This is a genomic window from Marinobacter psychrophilus (assembly GCF_001043175.1).
GTDB lineage: Bacteria > Pseudomonadota > Gammaproteobacteria > Pseudomonadales > Oleiphilaceae > Marinobacter > Marinobacter psychrophilus.
Window position 1 is genome coordinate 2,158,281 of the sequence record NZ_CP011494.1, and the last position, 16,919, is coordinate 2,175,199.

13 protein-coding genes and 1 pseudogene are annotated in these 16,919 nt (G+C 53.1%); 6 read left to right on the forward strand and 8 right to left on the reverse strand.

What is annotated here, in order from left to right:
* The first annotated feature begins 115 nt into the window (after window positions 1–115).
* From ABA45_RS09700 to ABA45_RS09720, 5 genes and pseudogenes are all read left to right on the forward strand, one after another.
* Entirely contained in the window at window positions 116–1,543 is a 1,428-nt protein-coding gene (locus ABA45_RS09700) for a cytochrome ubiquinol oxidase subunit I (protein WP_048385691.1), read from the forward strand.
* Between the two features lie 2 nt (window positions 1,544–1,545).
* A pseudogene (gene cydB / locus ABA45_RS09705) lies at window positions 1,546–2,545 on the forward strand (cytochrome d ubiquinol oxidase subunit II).
* Complete coding sequence (gene cydD, locus ABA45_RS09710) at window positions 2,546–4,312, forward strand: thiol reductant ABC exporter subunit CydD (RefSeq protein ID WP_048385692.1); 1,767 nt, start codon at window positions 2,546–2,548, stop codon at window positions 4,310–4,312.
* Entirely contained in the window at window positions 4,305–5,942 is a 1,638-nt protein-coding gene (gene cydC, locus ABA45_RS09715) for a thiol reductant ABC exporter subunit CydC (RefSeq protein ID WP_048385694.1), read from the forward strand. Before cydD ends, cydC begins: the two co-directional genes overlap by 8 nt.
* Window positions 5,943–5,970: 28 nt before the next feature.
* Window positions 5,971–7,128, forward strand: coding sequence for an iron-containing alcohol dehydrogenase (locus tag ABA45_RS09720; RefSeq protein ID WP_048385696.1), 1,158 nt, complete (start codon window positions 5,971–5,973; stop codon window positions 7,126–7,128).
* A gap of 32 nt (window positions 7,129–7,160) precedes the next feature.
* Here ABA45_RS09720 and ABA45_RS09725 read toward each other — a convergent pair whose 3' ends face one another.
* The 3 genes from ABA45_RS09725 to ABA45_RS09735 form a co-directional block, all read right to left on the reverse strand.
* Window positions 7,161–8,402 (reverse strand): saccharopine dehydrogenase family protein, encoded by a 1,242-nt coding sequence (locus ABA45_RS09725; RefSeq protein ID WP_048385698.1) that lies wholly within the window; start codon window positions 8,400–8,402, stop codon window positions 7,161–7,163.
* Between the two features lie 83 nt (window positions 8,403–8,485).
* Window positions 8,486–9,424: an electron transfer flavoprotein subunit alpha/FixB family protein gene (locus ABA45_RS09730; protein ID WP_048385700.1), complete on the reverse strand. Its 939-nt coding sequence runs from the start codon at window positions 9,422–9,424 to the stop codon at window positions 8,486–8,488.
* Window positions 9,424–10,173, reverse strand: coding sequence for an electron transfer flavoprotein subunit beta/FixA family protein (locus ABA45_RS09735; protein ID WP_048385702.1), 750 nt, complete (start codon window positions 10,171–10,173; stop codon window positions 9,424–9,426). The genes ABA45_RS09730 and ABA45_RS09735 overlap by 1 nt, the downstream gene beginning before the upstream one ends.
* A gap of 373 nt (window positions 10,174–10,546) precedes the next feature.
* Here ABA45_RS09735 and ABA45_RS09740 point away from each other — a divergent pair, with 373 nt between their 5' ends.
* Window positions 10,547–12,199 (forward strand): electron transfer flavoprotein-ubiquinone oxidoreductase, encoded by a 1,653-nt coding sequence (locus ABA45_RS09740; RefSeq protein ID WP_048385704.1) that lies wholly within the window; start codon window positions 10,547–10,549, stop codon window positions 12,197–12,199.
* Window positions 12,200–12,259: 60 nt separating this feature from the next.
* On the opposite strand, the gene ABA45_RS09745 is transcribed toward ABA45_RS09740, so the two are convergent.
* From ABA45_RS09745 to ABA45_RS09765, 5 genes are all read right to left on the reverse strand, one after another.
* Complete coding sequence (locus ABA45_RS09745; protein ID WP_048385706.1) at window positions 12,260–12,721, reverse strand: FKBP-type peptidyl-prolyl cis-trans isomerase; 462 nt, start codon at window positions 12,719–12,721, stop codon at window positions 12,260–12,262.
* A gap of 106 nt (window positions 12,722–12,827) precedes the next feature.
* Window positions 12,828–13,874, reverse strand: a complete 1,047-nt coding sequence (sixA, locus tag ABA45_RS09750) for a phosphohistidine phosphatase SixA (RefSeq protein ID WP_048385708.1) — start codon at window positions 13,872–13,874, stop codon at window positions 12,828–12,830.
* 64 nt (window positions 13,875–13,938) lie between these two features.
* The gene (locus ABA45_RS09755; protein WP_048385710.1) at window positions 13,939–15,012 is read right to left on the reverse strand and encodes an NAD(P)H-dependent glycerol-3-phosphate dehydrogenase; all 1,074 of its coding nucleotides are present in this window, start codon (window positions 15,010–15,012) and stop codon (window positions 13,939–13,941) included.
* Between the two features lie 41 nt (window positions 15,013–15,053).
* Window positions 15,054–15,545, reverse strand: coding sequence for an STAS domain-containing protein (locus tag ABA45_RS09760; RefSeq protein WP_014871361.1), 492 nt, complete (start codon window positions 15,543–15,545; stop codon window positions 15,054–15,056).
* 18 nt (window positions 15,546–15,563) lie between these two features.
* The gene (locus ABA45_RS09765) at window positions 15,564–16,769 is read right to left on the reverse strand and encodes a PP2C family protein-serine/threonine phosphatase (RefSeq protein ID WP_048385712.1); all 1,206 of its coding nucleotides are present in this window, start codon (window positions 16,767–16,769) and stop codon (window positions 15,564–15,566) included.
* Between the last annotated feature and the right edge of the window lie 150 nt (window positions 16,770–16,919).

Sequence of the window (16,919 nt, forward strand, 5' to 3'; positions counted from 1 at the left end):
ATAAGCTAGTACGATGCAATAACCTGCTGGTAACAACAACACTAAAAGTACCAAAGGCTGTCGGCGCCAGGGGCATAAGCCCCGTGGTCTTGTGTGTGAAGTTACCGGAGGTTCTATGGAACTCGATCCCATCCTGTTGTCGCGAATACAATTCGCATTCGTGGTTTCTTTCCACGCCATTTTCCCAGTATTTACTGTGGGTCTTGCTTCTTATATTGCCGTACTGGAAGGCTTGGCCTTTAAAACTGGCAATCAATCATGGGTTCGCCTGTCCTCATTCTGGACCAAAATTTTCGCCGTGGTTTTTGGCATGGGCGTGGTGTCCGGAATTGTTATGTCGTTTCAGTTTGGTACAAACTGGAGCAATTTCTCCCAAGCGACTGCCAACTTTCTGGGGCCGATGCTGACTTATGAGGTGATAACGGCGTTCTTCCTCGAAGCTGCGTTCCTGGGCGTTTTGCTGTTTGGCCGTAATAAAGTCCCGCCCGGTGTGCATTTGTTTGCCGCCATTATGGTGGCGACCGGAACCTTCATATCGACCTTCTGGATTCTATCGGCCAACAGCTGGATGCACACACCAGCAGGCGTCGAACTGCGTGACGGCATTTTTTACGTGACGTCTTGGACTGAAGCGATTTTCAATCCTTCCTTCCCCTACCGCTTTACCCACATGGTGCTGGCATCGTTCTTAACGGGTGGCTTTGTTGTCGCCGGCGTGAGCGCCTGGTATCTGCTCAAGGGTCGCGAAGTAGATGCCAACCGGAAAGCGCTGTCTATGTGTTTGTGGCTGCTGTTAATAGTGGCGCCGACTCAAGCGGTCGTTGGTGATTTTCACGGTTTGAACACACTTGAGCACCAGCCAATGAAAGTGGCCGCGATGGAAGGCCACTGGGAAACCGGGACTAACGTGCCTCTGTTGCTATTCGCTATTCCAGATCAGAAAAACCAGACCAATCATTTCGAAATTGGTATCCCCAGCCTGGCGTCACTCGTGCTCACCCACGATTGGAACGGCGAGATTTTGGGCCTGAATGAAGTCGCGGTTGATAAGCAGCCTCCGGTTGCGATCGTATTCTGGTCGTTCCGCGTGATGGTAGCCCTTGGTCTGCTAATGATTCTGGTCGCGCTGACGGGCTTGGTCCTGCGTCGTGGTGGCAAATTCTGGCGCACAAGATGGTTTCTGCAGAGTCTGCGCGTCATGAGTATTACACCATTTCTTGCGGTACTGTCAGGATGGTTTGTGACTGAAACTGGTCGCTCGCCCTGGCTGGTGTACGGCATGCTCGATTACGCAGCAGCCATTACACCGTCACTGACCGGCACTATGGCGCTGTTCACTCTGATTGGTTATGTGGTGGTGTATTCGATGGTGTTCTCGGCCGGTCTTTACTACTTGATGCGGGTTTTGTTTGAAGGTCTCGAGGCAGACTATGAAAAGCCTGAGTCATTGACCGAACGGCCGAAACGTCCTCTGTCTGCGGCGCACACTCAATTTGAAATTGGTAAAATTACAGGGCGGCCGGTTACCCAAGGAGAACACTGATCATGGGAATGATTGATTTAGCACTGGTGTGGGCGTTCATTATCGGTTTCGGCATAATCATGTATGTGATGATGGACGGCTTTGATCTGGGCGTGGGGATTTTGTTCCCCTTCGCGCCCTCGGAACCCGATCGCGACACCATGATGAATTCGGTGGCGCCTGTTTGGGACGGTAACGAAACCTGGCTGGTGCTTGGCGGTACCGGGCTGCTTGCGGCATTTCCTCTGGTTTACTCCATATTGTTGCCCGCTCTGTACATCGGGGTGTTCCTGATGCTGGCCGGGCTTATTTTTCGGGGTGTTGCGTTCGAATTCCGTTTTAAGGCGCAGAGCTCGCGCTATTTGTGGAATTGGGCGTTTGCCGGCGGCTCTACCTTGGCAGCGTTTGCGCAGGGTGTGGTGGTAGGGAGTTACATTCAAGGTTATGAAACCGCCAATCGAGTTTACGTCGGTGGCGCGATGGACTGGTTAACGCCGTTCACCATTATGACTGGCCTTGGCTTGATTGCCGGCTATGCACTCTTGGGCTCCACCTGGCTGATCATAGAAAACCGAAGGTCGGCTGCAAGAATGGGCATACAAGATCACCTTGCCTCTTCTTACGGCGGTTTTGGTTGTGTTCGGGATTATTGGTGTATGGACACCGTTCGTGGATGACATGGTGCGTAACCGCTGGTTCGAAAACCTGACCGTGATTTGGGTACTGCCGTTTCTGACCTTGTTGTTTGCGTTTCAGATTTTCCGCTCTGTGCGCAACCGACTTGAAGGTATGCCGTTCGTAGCCACCATGGGGCTGTTCATCACGACGTATCTGGGGCTAATTGTAAGCCGCTGGCCTTACCTGGTGCCGCCCAACTACACCCTGTGGGATGCCGCGTCGGCCTACAGTTCGCAGTTGTTCCTGCTGGTCGGTCTACTAATTGTTATTCCCTTTGTGCTGGTGTACACCGCTTGGACCTACTGGGTATTCCGCGGCAAAGTACGCGCCGAGGGATACCACTAAGTGGCTGAACCCGATGCGCGAAACACTAGCGCCTTGAATAACGGTGGTACCGGTGATTCGTCGCCGGCACCACTTAGTGCAGAAGTGAATCAATGGTTACAGGGCTTGGCCAAGACACACAGCAAAAGCGTCATCAAAACGGCGGTAGCTGGTTTGTTTGCAGGCTTTGCTACCATTGTACAAATGACCTTGTTAGCCACGATTATTCACCAGGGCCTGGTGGAAAAAGTCGCTTTGACTGCATTGACACCGTATTTTCTGGGATTATTGGCCACGTTAGGGCTGCGGGCGCTGGCTCAGGGCTGGCAAACCACTCTGGCGTCGCGCTGCAGCCAGCAGGTGCGCCAACAGGTACGTCAGCAACTTAACGATTGTTGGCAAGCCACCGGGCCGGTAAGCCTGAACCAGTCTTCTGCTGGCACCCATAGCCGCGAGTGGCTTGACCACGTTGATGCTCTGCACGGTTTCTTCGCACGTTTTCTGCCGCAAATGCTGATTGCCACCCTGCTACCGCTGATGATTTTAGCGTTTGTATTCTGGTTAGACTGGCTAGCGGCAATATTTTTAATGTTGGCGGCACCCCTGATTCCGTTGTTCATGGCATTGGTAGGTATGGGCGCTGAATCACTGAATCAACAGCACTTTCAAACCGTCAGCCGCCTGTCCGGCCAATTTCTGGATAAGGTGCGCGGGCTGACCACTTTGCAACTGTTTCAGCAAACTGGCCCCGCTTCCGAGGTTCTGCAACAGCGCTCGGACCAATACCGGTTTATCACTATGAAAACCCTGCGGGTGGCGTTTTTGTCGTCAGCCGTGCTGGAGTTCTTTTCGTCTGTGGCCATCGCCGTTATAGCCATGTATATCGGCTTTGGTCTGTTGGGCTCCATCGTTTTTGGCCCGGCAGCGGATTTAACGCTGTTTTCCGGTTTATTGGTGTTGCTGCTGGCACCGGAGTTCTTTCAACCCTTGCGCACGTTGTCACAGCACTATCACGATCGTGCATCCGCTTTGGGTGCCGGCGCTGAAATTTTCAGCCGGCTTAAAGCGTCAGAGTCGACTGGCCAGCGGGTTCGCCCTGCTCCTTCGCAGAACAGCACCGGGGTGATGGTTCAAGACGTCAGCGTTGGCTTCGGCTCTGGCTTTAGCAAAAACAAGCTGCTGTTTGACCGGGTGTCGTTCAGCGTTGGCCGCGGCCAGGCCCTTGCGCTAACGGGCCCCTCCGGAGGTGGCAAAAGCACCTTACTGAATATGATTGCGGGATTTATTGCCCCACAAAGCGGTGCCATTACCATTTTTGACAAAGCCCCGGGCCAGCAAGCGTTTGGCTGGTTAGGACAAAAAGGCTTTTTGATTGATGGCACCTGGGCCGACAACCTGCGCTTAACCGCACCGCAGGCCAGCGATAGTGAGATAGCTGACGCGCTGGCACAGGTTGGCCTGGGCCCTTTGCTTGCTGAACGCGCAGAGGGCATTTACAGCAAAGTAATGGAAGATGGCCAGGGCTTGTCGGGTGGGCAGTCACGGCGCCTGAGCCTGGCGCGTATTCTGGTGGCAGATTATGACCTGATCCTGCTGGATGAGCCCACAGCAGCGCTGGATGCCGACAGCGAACAGCACATTGTGCAAACCCTGTCCAAATTGAAGCAGCAAGGAAAAACCCTGGTATTTTCCAGTCACCACACGGCGTTGCTCGCATTGGCTGACCGGGTACTGCAGGTGGTAGATGGCCGGTTGCAGGCCACTGCTGAAGGAGGTCACCATGATTGATGCTCTGCGCCCCTGGTTGCAGTTGGTTTTCCACCGCCGTAACCGCTTACTGATTGGCGCTTTTTTGATTCTAGTTACGCTGCTTGCGGGTATCTCTCTGTTGGCGTTGTCTGGGTGGTTTATCACCAGAACAGCTCTGGTTGGCTTATTGATCGCCATGGGTATTCAGGCCACGATCGAGCTGTATCTGCCCGGCTCGGCCATTCGCCTGTTTGCAGTTTCGCGTACCGTATTCCGCTACCTGGAGCGAATTTACAATCACGAAACCGTGCTACGACTGTTGGCAGACATTCGGGTAACCCTGTTTAAACGTCTGGCCTTTGTGCCCCGCAGCCAGCGCTCGCCAATGACGGGCGCACAATGGCTGTCACGCTTGCTCACCGATGTAGACGCACTGGATACACTTTACCTGCGCCTACTTGCTCCTGCGTCCCTGGCGGCGCTGGTAAGTGTTGGGGTTATTATCCTGGCCGCGACGGTGTTTAGTGTACAAACCGGCGTTTTGGTCGCTGCGTGCCTGGGCCTGGCTTTTGCATTGGCAACAGGCGCTGTCTACCTGCGCACCCATACCCTGGCTCAGGCTCAGAGTGAACGCCAAGACACGCTACGCAGTCAGTTGGTTCAGCACATTGAGGGTTATGCAGAGCTCACCGCTGCAGGCCATGCCCGTGACCACAGCGCCTTGTTGATGCAGCAGGCCGAACAGTTAACCAGTGAGCAATGCACTATTGAGGCTCGAGCTGGCTGGCACCTGGCAGGCTCGAACCTGTTGATAAACCTGGCAGTGGTGGTGGCTCTGTGGATGGGATTTAGCTTGTACCAGCAGCAAATGCTGTCGGGTCCGGTGCTGGTTTTGCTGCCTATCGCTTTATTGGGATTGGGCGAGGTGTATGGCGTGTTGCCCGACGCATTTTCCCGCCTTGGCGGCACAGTGGCCTCTGCCCGGCGCTTGAACCGCGATACCGCAGAAAGCGCTGGGCACGGCGGTGTCACCTTGGCGAAGACAACTGACCTGGAAACGCCTGATAACGGCGATTTTGCGGTCTCGGTTGATGATTTGCAGCTGCGCTACGGCGACAGTCAGCCTTTGCTGGCTCGCCCTCTCAGTATCAAGCTGAAGCCCGGGGAGTGGCTCGGTTTTACTGGCCGGTCAGGCAGCGGAAAATCGTCTCTGGCAGACGCTTTAAGCGGGCTAATACACCCATCAAGCGGCAGCGTTAGCAGCCTTCCGGTTGCTTACCTGACTCAGCAAACCTATCTGTTTGACGACACTTTAAGCATGAACTTGAAAATGGCCAACCCGGAGGCCAGCGATGACGATCTGTGGCAAGTGCTGGACTTGGTCGAGATGGGAGACCGCTTTGACGAAGAGCCGGCCCAGCTGGATACCTGGCTGGGCAGTGGCGGCAATTTGCTGTCTGGCGGCGAAGCCCGGCGCATCGCGCTGGCGCGAGTGCTACTAAGCCCTGCGACCGTGTTCGTGCTGGACGAGCCATTCACCGGTGTCGACAAAGCCCTGCGCGACCGCATATGCTGCCGTTTGGAACAACGTTTGGCGGGCCGTACGGTGATCAGCCTGGCTCACAGTGTGGATGCACTGGCAGGTGGCACCGCTACGATTGCGCTTTAATACAAATATAAAAATTTCGGGATCTACTATGTCTTCGCAAATAATACTTCCACGCATTCTGCAGGTTGGCGCCGGCGCCAGCGAAGAATTACCCAATGTGCTCGCCAGCCTTAACTGCAGCCGGCCGCTGATTATTACCGACAGGATGATGGTCGAACTGGGCTATGCAGAATCGCTCAAGGCATGCCTGTTGCAGCGTTCGATCAGTGCCGATGTGTTTAGCGATACCGTCCCGGAACCTACAGTGGGCTCTATTCAAGCCGGCGTTGAGCAGGTTCGCAACGGCGATTACGATTGCATTGTCGCCCTGGGCGGTGGCAGTCCGATTGACAGCGCCAAAGCGATTTCGATATTAGCCCGCTTCGGTGGGGTAATGAGCGATTACAAATTTCCGCGCATCGTCAATGAAAGCGGTATTCCAGTAATTGCGGTGCCAACCACCGCCGGTACAGGTTCGGAAGCCACCCGCTTTACCATCATCACGGATGAGACCAGTGATGAAAAAATGCTCTGTGTGGGCATTGGCTTTATGCCAGTTGCGGCGCTGGTGGACTACAACCTGACTCTGACCGTGCCTGCCCGAACCACCGCCGATACCGGCATAGACGCTCTGACTCACGCGATGGAGTCTTACGTCAGTCAGAAAGCGAATTTGTACAGCGACTCCCAGGCGTTGGCCGCCATGCGCTTGCTGGGACCCAATCTGCGTACCAGCTATAAAGACGGCACCAACAAACCGGCCCGTGAGGCCATGATGCTGGGTTCAACCTTGGCGGGCATCGCATTTTCGGCGGCGTCCGTAGCGTTGGTGCATGGCATGAGCCGCCCTATCGGCGCTGCGTTTCATGTGCCGCACGGTTTATCGAACGCGATGCTGTTACCAACCATTACCGAGTTTTCCATCCCCTCAGCGCCCGAACGCTACGCAGACTGCGCTCGAGCCATGGGCGTTGCTGACGAGGCCGACACCACCGACAGCGCTAATCAGAAACTGCTCAAAGAACTCTATGCGCTCAATGAAGAGCTTCAGGTACCCACCCCTGGCGGCTTTGGAATTGATCGCGCCAAATTCTTTGAGTTAATACCGACAATGGCTCAACAGGCTTTGGCGTCGGGGTCCCCCGGCAACAATCCGCGAGTGCCAACGGCACAGCAGATCGCCGCGCTTTACGAGAATCTCTGGTAGGACAGCAACATGCCGTTGACTGGAGCCCCGCTTTAGCGGGTTTCCAGTACGTTAAAGCTCAAACCGGCACGTCTGGTTAAACGTTCCAGCAGTGGCTGGCCTAGCAAGGATGCCGGGGTCCAGAAACCACCGTCCCGATTTTTTGGAACGTCAAATGCCAGGCACGTTGCTGCTTCGCCGATCATGCGGCTGGTGGCGCCGTAACCCGGATCACGATCGCCTTTAACTTGGGTAATGATCGTACGCCCGTCATCTGTTTTTCCCACGAATCGCATGTCAAAAAACCCGGTCTGCTGGGCCTCCGGGCTTGGACCTTCTCCTGGCTGTGGCACGAATTTTTCAATAGCCCAGCGCGTTGGTTTCACCGCAGAACCCATGAAAAACCCTGCCAACGCTGCGGTTATGCCGTAAGCAGCCAACCGGCCCTTCACACCGCGGCCGGTCATAACGGCTTCGTCGTAAGTGAATTCCTGGCCGTAGCGTGTATCTTGCAGAGCGTTAGAGCGGTGAATAACGCGAGTGTTGATGGCGCCCATCACAAACGGTGCCAGCCAGCTGTTCAGGGTTTTATCAAACCCCGGGCCTTTGAGCGAAGGCTGGCGAGTTTTTGACCGATGGCCAGCGGGGCTGATGGAGAACGGGTTCGCCATAGAGCGTCGCAGTTCGGGATCGGCGGCCATTTCCTTGGCGATGTTGATCATTGACGCGACTGTGCCGCCGGAGAGCGTTCCCTTGGCCGCTTTCAAGCGCATACGCACATCCAGGCACACCCTGCCAAAAGCGCTCTCTGCCTGTTGCTGAAGGAACCAGACGCCCATGTCTGACGGTATAGAGTCGAAACCACAGCAATGAACGATGCGTGCACCGGATTCTTTCGCCGCCGCTTCATAGCGCGACACCATTTTGCCGATCCATTGTACTTCGCCGGTAAGGTCACAGTAGTCAGTGCCGGTTTCGACGCAGGCTTTGATCAGTGGTTCGCCATAAATCGCATAAGGGCCGACCGTAGAAATAATAACCCGGGTGCGCATACACAATGCTTGCAGCGCTGGCTCGTCGGTAGCATCGGCGACCAGTAACGGCAAATCGGCAGCGCCTGTCCCCAGCTGGTTTCTGAGTGTTTCAAGCTTTGACTGTGAGCGGCCGGCTATGGCCCAGGAAACATCACCACCCACGCCATGGGTGTCGTACAAATACTGAGTCAGAATCTGACCGACAAAACTGGTTGCGCCGAACACCAACAGATCGTAAGGGGGCTGTTTACTTGCACTCATCACTTTTCTACCTGCGTTTTTAAATGTAACTTCATAAAAAAAGGCACCAATAAGGTGCCTTTTTCAATAGAAACAATACTTTATTACGCTTTCTTAAGTTCTTCTTCAAGTTTCGGTATTGCTTCAAAAAGATCTGCAACCAGGCCGTAGTCTGCTACCTGGAAGATAGGTGCTTCTTCGTCCTTGTTGATCGCAACGATCACTTTAGAGTCAGACATACCCGCCAGATGCTGAATGGCACCCGAGATACCAACGGCAATATACAGCTGTGGCGCAACGATTTTTCCGGTTTGCCCTACCTGCATATCGTTGGGCACGAAGCCGGCGTCAACAGCGGCTCGAGATGCTCCGACAGCGGCACCCATCAAGTCGGCGATCTGCTCCAGCATTTTGAAGTTTTCGCCGTTCTGCATGCCGCGACCACCAGAGACGACAATCCCGGCACTAGCAAGCTCAGGGCGGTCCGATTTCGCTTTTTGCTCACTGACAAACGTGGACAAACCTGCATCTTTTACCACGACCAACTGTTCCACCGATGCGGAGCCACCTTCTGCTGCTACCGGGTCGAAGCCGGTTGGGCGCACGGTGATCACCTTAACGCTATCGCTGGATTTTATAGTGGCGATGGCGTTACCCGCATAAATCGGGCGAACAAAAGTGTCTGGGGCTTCAACTCGAATGATGTCAGAAATCTGGGCCACATCCAGCAATGCCGCTACGCGGGGCATGGTGTCTTTGCCCGTGCTGCCGGCAGCTGCCAGGATGTGGGTGTAACCCTCGGCCAGCTCAACAATCAACTGGCTCAGGTTTTCACCCAAAAAATGGCCATAAACCGCGTTATCAGCAACCATCACCTTATTAACACCGTCAGCTTTTGCTGCGGCTTCCGCAACGGTGCCCACGTTTTCACCAGCGACCAACACATCGATGTTGCCACCGATAACCTTGGCGGCTGCAATAACACTCAGGGTCGCCTGCTTCAGGCTGCTGTTGTCATGTTCAGCAATTACAAGGATGCTCATCAGATCACCTTCGCTTCGTTCTTCAATTTGTTAACCAGCTCTGCCACGTCTGCCACTTTGATACCGGCCTGGCGTGAAGCCGGGGCTTCCACGTTGACAGTTGTCAGGCGCGGAGTGACATCAACACCCAGATCGGCCGGGCTAATAGACTCTAGAGGCTTCTTTTTTGCTTTCATAATGTTAGGCAACGACGCGTAACGCGGTTCGTTCAAACGCAAGTCCGTGGTAACAACCGCGGGCAAGGTCAGTGAAACGGTCATCATGCCGCCATCTACTTCACGAGTTACGTTTACTTTGTCACCGTCGATCACAACTTCAGACGCGAATGTGCCTAAGCTCATACCTGCCAGCGCGGCCAACATCTGGCCAGTCTGGTTGTTGTCTGAGTCGATGGCCTGCTTACCCAGAATGATCAGATTGGGTTGCTCTTTATCAGCCACAGCTTTTAACAGCTTGGCAACCTGCAAAGATTGAATTTCTGCGTCTGTTTCAACGTGGATGCCACGGTCCGCGCCCAATGCCAGAGCGGTGCGAATCTGCTCCTGACAAGCCTTCGGGCCAATAGAAACCACCACAATCTCGTTCACAACACCCTTTTCTTTTAGCCGAACCGCTTCTTCAACAGCGATTTCGCAGAATGGGTTCATTGCCATTTTGACGTTAGCGAGATCAACACCAGAGTTGTCCGGCTTTACACGCACTTTTACGTTGTAGTCAACTACTCGTTTTACAGCAACCAGAACCTTCATAGATTCCTCGTTCTTCTACGATGTGTTTAAAGACGTATCAGCAAATTCAATGGAACTATTTGCTGCAAGAGTGAATCGATTCTGCCGATAAAGCGAAAGCGGGTCAATACAAATGGCGCCGTTTAGGTCATGCCGACACAGCCGTAGCGGCTTGAGAACAGGGAGAAAATCCCCACAAATCAATTAAAACAAACGTTTGTTTAGCGTACCAGAAAGACGCAATAAGAGTTACCATACATATAACGCAAGCTTAACTTTAGCAGCACGCAGTCGTCTGCAGGGTTTTTTACACGTATAATAGCGCACAGATTTTGAATAGCCCGGTTCAGTCGTGACTGTCCAACATTTAAAAAATATGGTTGAGGAGACTAACGTGGAACGCGAATCGATGGAGTTTGATGTCCTGATCGTCGGTGGTGGTCCTGCTGGCCTTTCGGCGGCCTGCCGCCTAATGCAACTCGCCCAGGATGCAAGCCAGGAATTAACGGTTTGCGTGGTGGAAAAAGGCTCCGAAATCGGCGCCCATATCTTGGCCGGTACCGTTTTTGAGCCAACCGCTTTGAACGAGCTATTTCCAAATTGGAAGGAGCTGGGCGCACCGTTGAACACTCCGGTCACCCGTGATGATATTTTCCTGCTTAAAGATCAGGAAAAGGCCACAAAGATACCCAATGCTTTTGTGCCAAAGAATATGCACAACCACGGCAACTACATTATTAGCTTGGGTAATTTTTGCCGCTGGCTGGGTGAGCGTGCCGAAGAGCTCGGTGTTGAGGTCTATCCCGGTTTCGCGGCTTCGGAAACAATTGTTGAAGACGGCCAGGTGAAAGGCATTATTACCGGTGATATGGGCGTCGCCCGTGATGGCAGCCATAAAGACAGTTACATGCCCGGAATGGAGCTGCGCGCTAAATATACCTTGTTCACAGAAGGTAGCCGTGGTCACTTGGGCAAACGGTTGATCAACGAATTCAAACTAGACGCTGGCAAGGATCCCCAGCACTACGGTCTTGGCATTAAAGAGCTGTGGGACATAGATCCAGCCAAACACGAACCGGGCCTGGTCGTGCACACCACGGGCTGGCCATTGAGTGAAAGTAACTCTACCGGCGGTTCCTTCCTGTATCACCTTGAGGGTGGCCAGGTGTATGTGGGCCTGATTACCGATTTGAACTACAGCAACCCTCACCTGAGCCCGTTTGATGAAATGCAGCGGATCAAACACCATCCGGAAATCAAAAAGCATCTGGAAGGCGGCAAGCGCGTGTCTTACGGCGCCCGGTCCATCACCAAGGGCGGCTTTAATTGCCTTCCCAAAATGAGTTTCCCAGGAGGCCTGCTACTGGGTTGTAACGCCGGAACCCTGACCTTCTCCAAGATTAAGGGCTCTCACACGGCCATGAAATCTGGAATGATAGGCGCAGAAGCGGTATTTGAAGCGCTGAATGCAGGTAAAAGCGGTGAGGAAATCACCAGCTTTGAAGACCGTTTCAAAGACAGCTGGCTCTATAAAGAGCTCTATAAAGACCGTAACTTCGGCCCAAGTATTCACAAATTTGGCCCGATCATTGGCGGTGGCTTGGCGTATCTGGAGCAGAATATTCTAGGCCGCAGCTTGCCTTTCACGTTGCACGACACTGTGGCCGATCACAATACGATGAAACTGGCTGCTGACTGCAAGTCGATCAGCTATCCGAAACCGGACAATCGACTGACCTTCGACAAGTTGACGTCGGTGTTTATCTCTAACACCAACCATGAAGAAGATCAGCCAGTTCACTTGCAGCTGAAAGATCCAAGCATCCCGATAGAGCACAATTTGCCGAAGTACAACGAAGCGGCTCAGCGGTATTGTCCTGCAGGCGTGTATGAGGTGGTTGCAGCGGAAGATGGCAGCGGCAAACGCTTCCAGATTAACGCGCAGAACTGCGTACACTGCAAAACCTGCGACATTAAAGACCCGTCCCAAAATATTACTTGGGTAACGCCAGCAGGCGGCGGCGGTCCAAACTACCCGAACATGTAATAGTATCAGGCAAAAAAAAGGCTCCCTCGGGAGCCTTTTTTACGCACAGTTCACAATAGATCAGTTAATGTGGCCGTGTTCCTGTTCTTCGTCTGTTGCGTCGCGAACTTCAACAACTTCAACATCAAAGTGCAGGGTCTCGCCAGCCAGGGGATGGTTGGCATCAATAGTGACGGTTTCGTCACCTACTTCAATGACGCGTACCACCTGAGGGCCATTCGGCGTCTCTGCCTGGAACTGCATACCCGGTTCAATAGACTCTACGCCTTCGAATGCGCTGAGAGGAACCGGCTGAACCAGCTCGTCGTTCTTTTCGCCATAAGCTTCAGTAGGGGCCACTGTTACTTTCATGGCGTCACCGACGGTTTTTTCATTCAGTGCGCTTTCCAGCCCACCGATGATGTTCTGTGCGCCTTCCAGGTAAGACAGCGGCTCCCGACCTTCTACGCGGGAGGAATCCAGTTCTTCTCCCTGGTCATTGGTGAGAGTGTAGTGGATGGATACAACGCGGGGTTGTGCCATGTGATCTCCTTGCTTGTCTTAAATGACTGTATTGAATTCATGTGTACCCAGCTTAACAACGACTAAACCGCGATACTCGTCATTTTTTGGGGCGCAGGTAGAGTTTTCAACCGTTGCCTGTCAATTTAAAGAAATTTCCTTTGCTGAACACACCAACCATGGATTCTCCATCCACTATACGCTCAACGGCCAAATCCGCCAATTCGTAGTAAGCCGCCGTCACCAGTCGTGCGTGCACACCATGGCGCACCGCTATCAACGGTCGGGGCTCACCGGTTTCCCCGTAGGTCTCGATTTGCAGCGGGTGGTCGGCGCCAATACTGAGGATTTCTCCGACATTGGTGGTTAGCGTTAACGTTTGTTGTTCGCCCTGCCCGCTCACCGTTAACGAATGAGCCAACAGCGGTGTGTCGTCCACTTGAATGCGCCATTTCTCGACCGGTGAAATCAGGTAATACTCGCCGTCGTCTTCTAGCCGTAATATGCTGGAAAACAGCTTCACCAGCGCCTCGCGCCCTATAAGATTTCCTTTGAACCACCATTGACAGCTACGATCTATGCGCATTTCCATATCGCCGGAGAGCGGCGGGTGCCAGTCTTGAAGTGGCGGTAAACCTTTGGCAGGAACAGACTTTGTGAGCGGCTCCAGATCTATCGACTGTTGGCTCATAGACACCTCCCTTGACGGGTCGTTGCGGTAAAGGTCAGGTGAAAAACAGGTTTTCAGGTCAGCGCAGCCGGGGCCGACAGTGGCCATATCCAGCAGCACGGCCTGGGCTGTCATGAACGCTGCGCCACGCCTGTCGCCTTCTGTCAACAGGCTGGTGAGCACGCCTACCAATGGCATGTGCGATACCAGCAATAACGGTGAAGCCGTATTGGCCAGTAAGGCGCCCAGGCAATGAGCAGGATCGTCGTCTGGCGTAATGAACAGCTTTTCTTCAACCGGACAATTCAATATTTCAGCCACTATCGCAGCGGTTTGCCGGGCACGCACCAAGGGGCTACACCATATAAGCTCAGGGCGGCTATCACTTTCCGCTAGCTGGGCAGCTACTCGGGCAACCTGTTGCCTGCCCGCATCGGTAAGCTCGCGCTGGTCATCCTGTGCGTGCCGGCCCGCTTCGCCGTGGCGCATTATAAGAAGCTTCATCAATAACCTCTAACCGCATGATTAACTTTAAAAACGTCGATATTGGATCGCTATTAGGCCGCGATTAAACAATGGTGCGCGGCAGGATAAACTCCACATCGGAGTTCTGCGCGGCCGTCATCAAGCCGCTGATAACAGCCTTTACAGACGCATTGCCATATAGAATTTCGTGTAAGCCGTGCACCAGCGGCATTTGAATACCCATGGCCTCGGATTTTTCGCGCACCAGTTTCAAAGTGTAAATGCCCTCTGCAACCTGCCCCAGCTCCGCCGCGGCTTCATCAAGCGGCTTGCCTTTGCCAATGGCGTAACCAATACGGAAATTCCGGCTTTTAGCGGATGTGCAGGTCACAATCAGATCACCAACGCCGGCAAGCCCCAGGAAGGTCATAGGATTGGCCCCCAAACTGACTGCAAAGCGGCTCATTTCCGCCATGCCACGTGTAATCAGCATGGCTTTGGCGTTTTCGCCCATCTCCAGAGCAGAGCCTAGCCCGGCGACAATGGCATAAATATTTTTCAATGCACCCGCCAGCTCCACACCGTACATATCCACGTTGGCGTAAACCCGAAAATACTCACAGCCCAGCAGATTTTGAACGCAGGCGCGCACTTCTGGGTCTTCTGAGGCTATGACGGTGGCGGTCAGATCACGATTTACAATCTCCGCTGCCAAATTGGGGCCGCTGAGCACACCAATACGGCATTGAGGAATTTCATCCTGCAGTATCTCGCTCATTAGCTTGAAACCCTGGGCTTCAATACCTTTAGTCAGGCTAACGACTATCTGGCCATCGCGGAAACAATCGGCGTGCTGGTGAATAACGTCACGAAAGGCTTTTGATGGAATTGCAACAAAGACAATTTCAGCGCTGGCAACTGCGCCGGGAAAATCTGTAGTGGGTTCTATATCACCTGCCAGCGCAATGCCGGGCATGTAGCGCTCATTTTGACCGGTTTCGCGGATGCTGTCGGCTTGAGCTTGGTCACGCATCCAAAAATGTACCCTATGGCCATTTTCAGCCAGCACCTTGACCATGGCTGTACCGAAACTGCCGCCGCCGAGCACCGCTACGTCATGGCAGACCGGCAGACTGGAAGAGTTGCCCTGCTCGGGCGCTGCTGTGTTTTCGGACATAGGTTTTTTCACTTTGCAGGAATGATCATTCCGTTTTTCGCTCAGCCGGTTTCTTGGCATTCCAGGGCGTGAACCAGATTCTTGAATTCTTCCCGATTGTGACTGTTCATACTCATCAGTATTTTATGGGCTTCCAGTACTTTGTCGCGAACCTGTTGTTCACTCGCCTTCAACTCCGGAATTTCTTCCAGGCGCTCCATGCTGGAGACCGGCTCGCTGACAATAATAAAAATACTGTCGAAACCCATCGAAACGATGATGCGTGTGATATCCGGGTGGGTGGAAATCAGGCTGGGCGTGCATCCGCTCTGTTTTTTGGCAGCCAATGCTATTTTTGCCAAAAGTCCCAGAGTTGTGCTGTCGATGACTTCCGTTTCAGACAAATCGATGACCACGGTTCTGAAATTGGGATCCTGAGTAATGGATTCAACCAAGTTGTCCAGCGTCGAGCACAGATTTAGGCGTATTTCACCAACAAACCTCAAGACATAAATGCCTTTTTCTTCCGCTTGCAGAATTTTATAACCAGCCATTTTCCATACTGCCACTGTTTAGGACGACGGGCTTTCTGAATCACTCAACACATCAGTGACCGACACCATAGCGATATCGTCGGGTAATTCCGTCATTTCATCGAGATTCAAAGCCTCGCTCAAAGAGGCGATAGTGTGACGACCTCCCGATACGAGTTCAAGTAGTGTTCGTTCCTTTTCATCCAGGCTTTTAGCCGGTATGACCTCCAGGATACCGTCTGAAAACATTAGCAACCGGAACGGCGCCGTCAACGCCAGCTCAAGTACCTGCCATTCCGGCTCTTCAAACAGCCCGACGGGGAGCCCGCTACCTTCCAAAAATCTTGCCGGCTGATCTTCAAACGCGATAATAGGCATCGGGAGATGAGCACCTACCGTGTAGCTCAAAACCCGTGTTTTCAGGTCAATGATGCCCATGAAAATAGTGACGTGTTTGCCTAAGCCGGTATCCAAAAGCTCTGAGTTTATACGTTGTAAGAAGAGCTCAGGGTGCATGATTTCATCATTAAACCCGCGCCTTAAGTCACGCCGCAGCCTGCTCGTCAGATTCTTCAGTAATACTGTAACAAACGCAGAGCTGGCACCGTGGCCAGACACATCTGCGATGTACACCATAACTTTGTCATCGGTTAACTTGAAATAGTCCAGAAAATCGCCGCTCAGAAACAATGATGGCTTGATCAGATGATCAATAACCACGCCGTTCACTTCCATGTTGTGTTCTGGCAACATTTTCATCTGCACTTTACGGCCGGCCCGGTGATCCGCGCTGAGCTCGGACATACCCGATCGCAACTCCCGATTGGCATCTTCCAGCTCTTGACGGTATAGCTGATTCAAGCGATTGATTCGTGCTCGCTCAAGCAGCTTTGCAATGACATCGTCCAGAGCGTTACGGTCTGAACTGCAGGGTTTTAGCAGGAAATCTGAAGCACCGGCTCGCATGACCGCTACAACATCAGCACCTGTGGCCTGTTCAGCACAGGCCACAATCGGTATAAAATATTCGCTGTTTTCGAGGTGGTTTGCCACGTCCCGAATGGCGTCTGACGGTAAATCTGCAAATATGATGTCCGGTGCTGGCCCATCGTAAAGCTCAATGGCCGCTGACGGAGTTGAATAACCCAACGCGTAAAAGCCGCGAACTTCCAAATAACGGGACAGTTCAGCACGTGCATTTGCGTCAGAATCAATGATCAGAATGCGCTGAGTACGCGAAACCATGGCAGCTGCCTTAAACGACTGACGAGAAGCGGAAAACAGAGAATACAAGGCTTATTCTGACAGTCCTCTGTGATATAACAACCGGTACAAAAACCGATACGAGACGATTACAAAATCATTACGAAATCATCACCAAGCCAAGAGTATCAT

Excerpts from the sequence above, each read along its gene's own strand:
- ABA45_RS09735 (WP_048385702.1), bottom strand. The coding sequence starts at position 10,173 with ATGAAGGTTCTGGTTGCTGTAAAACGAGTAGTTGACTACAACGTAAAA.
- ABA45_RS09720 (WP_048385696.1), top strand. The coding sequence starts at position 5,971 with ATGTCTTCGCAAATAATACTTCCACGCATTCTGCAGGTTGGCGCCGGC.
- ABA45_RS09730 (WP_048385700.1), bottom strand. The coding sequence starts at position 9,424 with ATGAGCATCCTTGTAATTGCTGAACATGACAACAGCAGCCTGAAGCAG.
- cydC (WP_048385694.1), top strand. The coding sequence starts at position 4,305 with ATGATTGATGCTCTGCGCCCCTGGTTGCAGTTGGTTTTCCACCGCCGT.
- ABA45_RS09755 (WP_048385710.1), bottom strand. The coding sequence starts at position 15,012 with ATGTCCGAAAACACAGCAGCGCCCGAGCAGGGCAACTCTTCCAGTCTG.
- ABA45_RS09760 (WP_014871361.1), bottom strand. The coding sequence starts at position 15,545 with ATGGCTGGTTATAAAATTCTGCAAGCGGAAGAAAAAGGCATTTATGTC.
- ABA45_RS09700 (WP_048385691.1), top strand. The coding sequence starts at position 116 with ATGGAACTCGATCCCATCCTGTTGTCGCGAATACAATTCGCATTCGTG.
- sixA (WP_048385708.1), bottom strand. The coding sequence starts at position 13,874 with ATGAAGCTTCTTATAATGCGCCACGGCGAAGCGGGCCGGCACGCACAG.
- ABA45_RS09725 (WP_048385698.1), bottom strand. The coding sequence starts at position 8,402 with ATGAGTGCAAGTAAACAGCCCCCTTACGATCTGTTGGTGTTCGGCGCA.
- ABA45_RS09745 (WP_048385706.1), bottom strand. The coding sequence starts at position 12,721 with ATGGCACAACCCCGCGTTGTATCCATCCACTACACTCTCACCAATGAC.
- ABA45_RS09765 (WP_048385712.1), bottom strand. The coding sequence starts at position 16,769 with ATGGTTTCGCGTACTCAGCGCATTCTGATCATTGATTCTGACGCAAAT.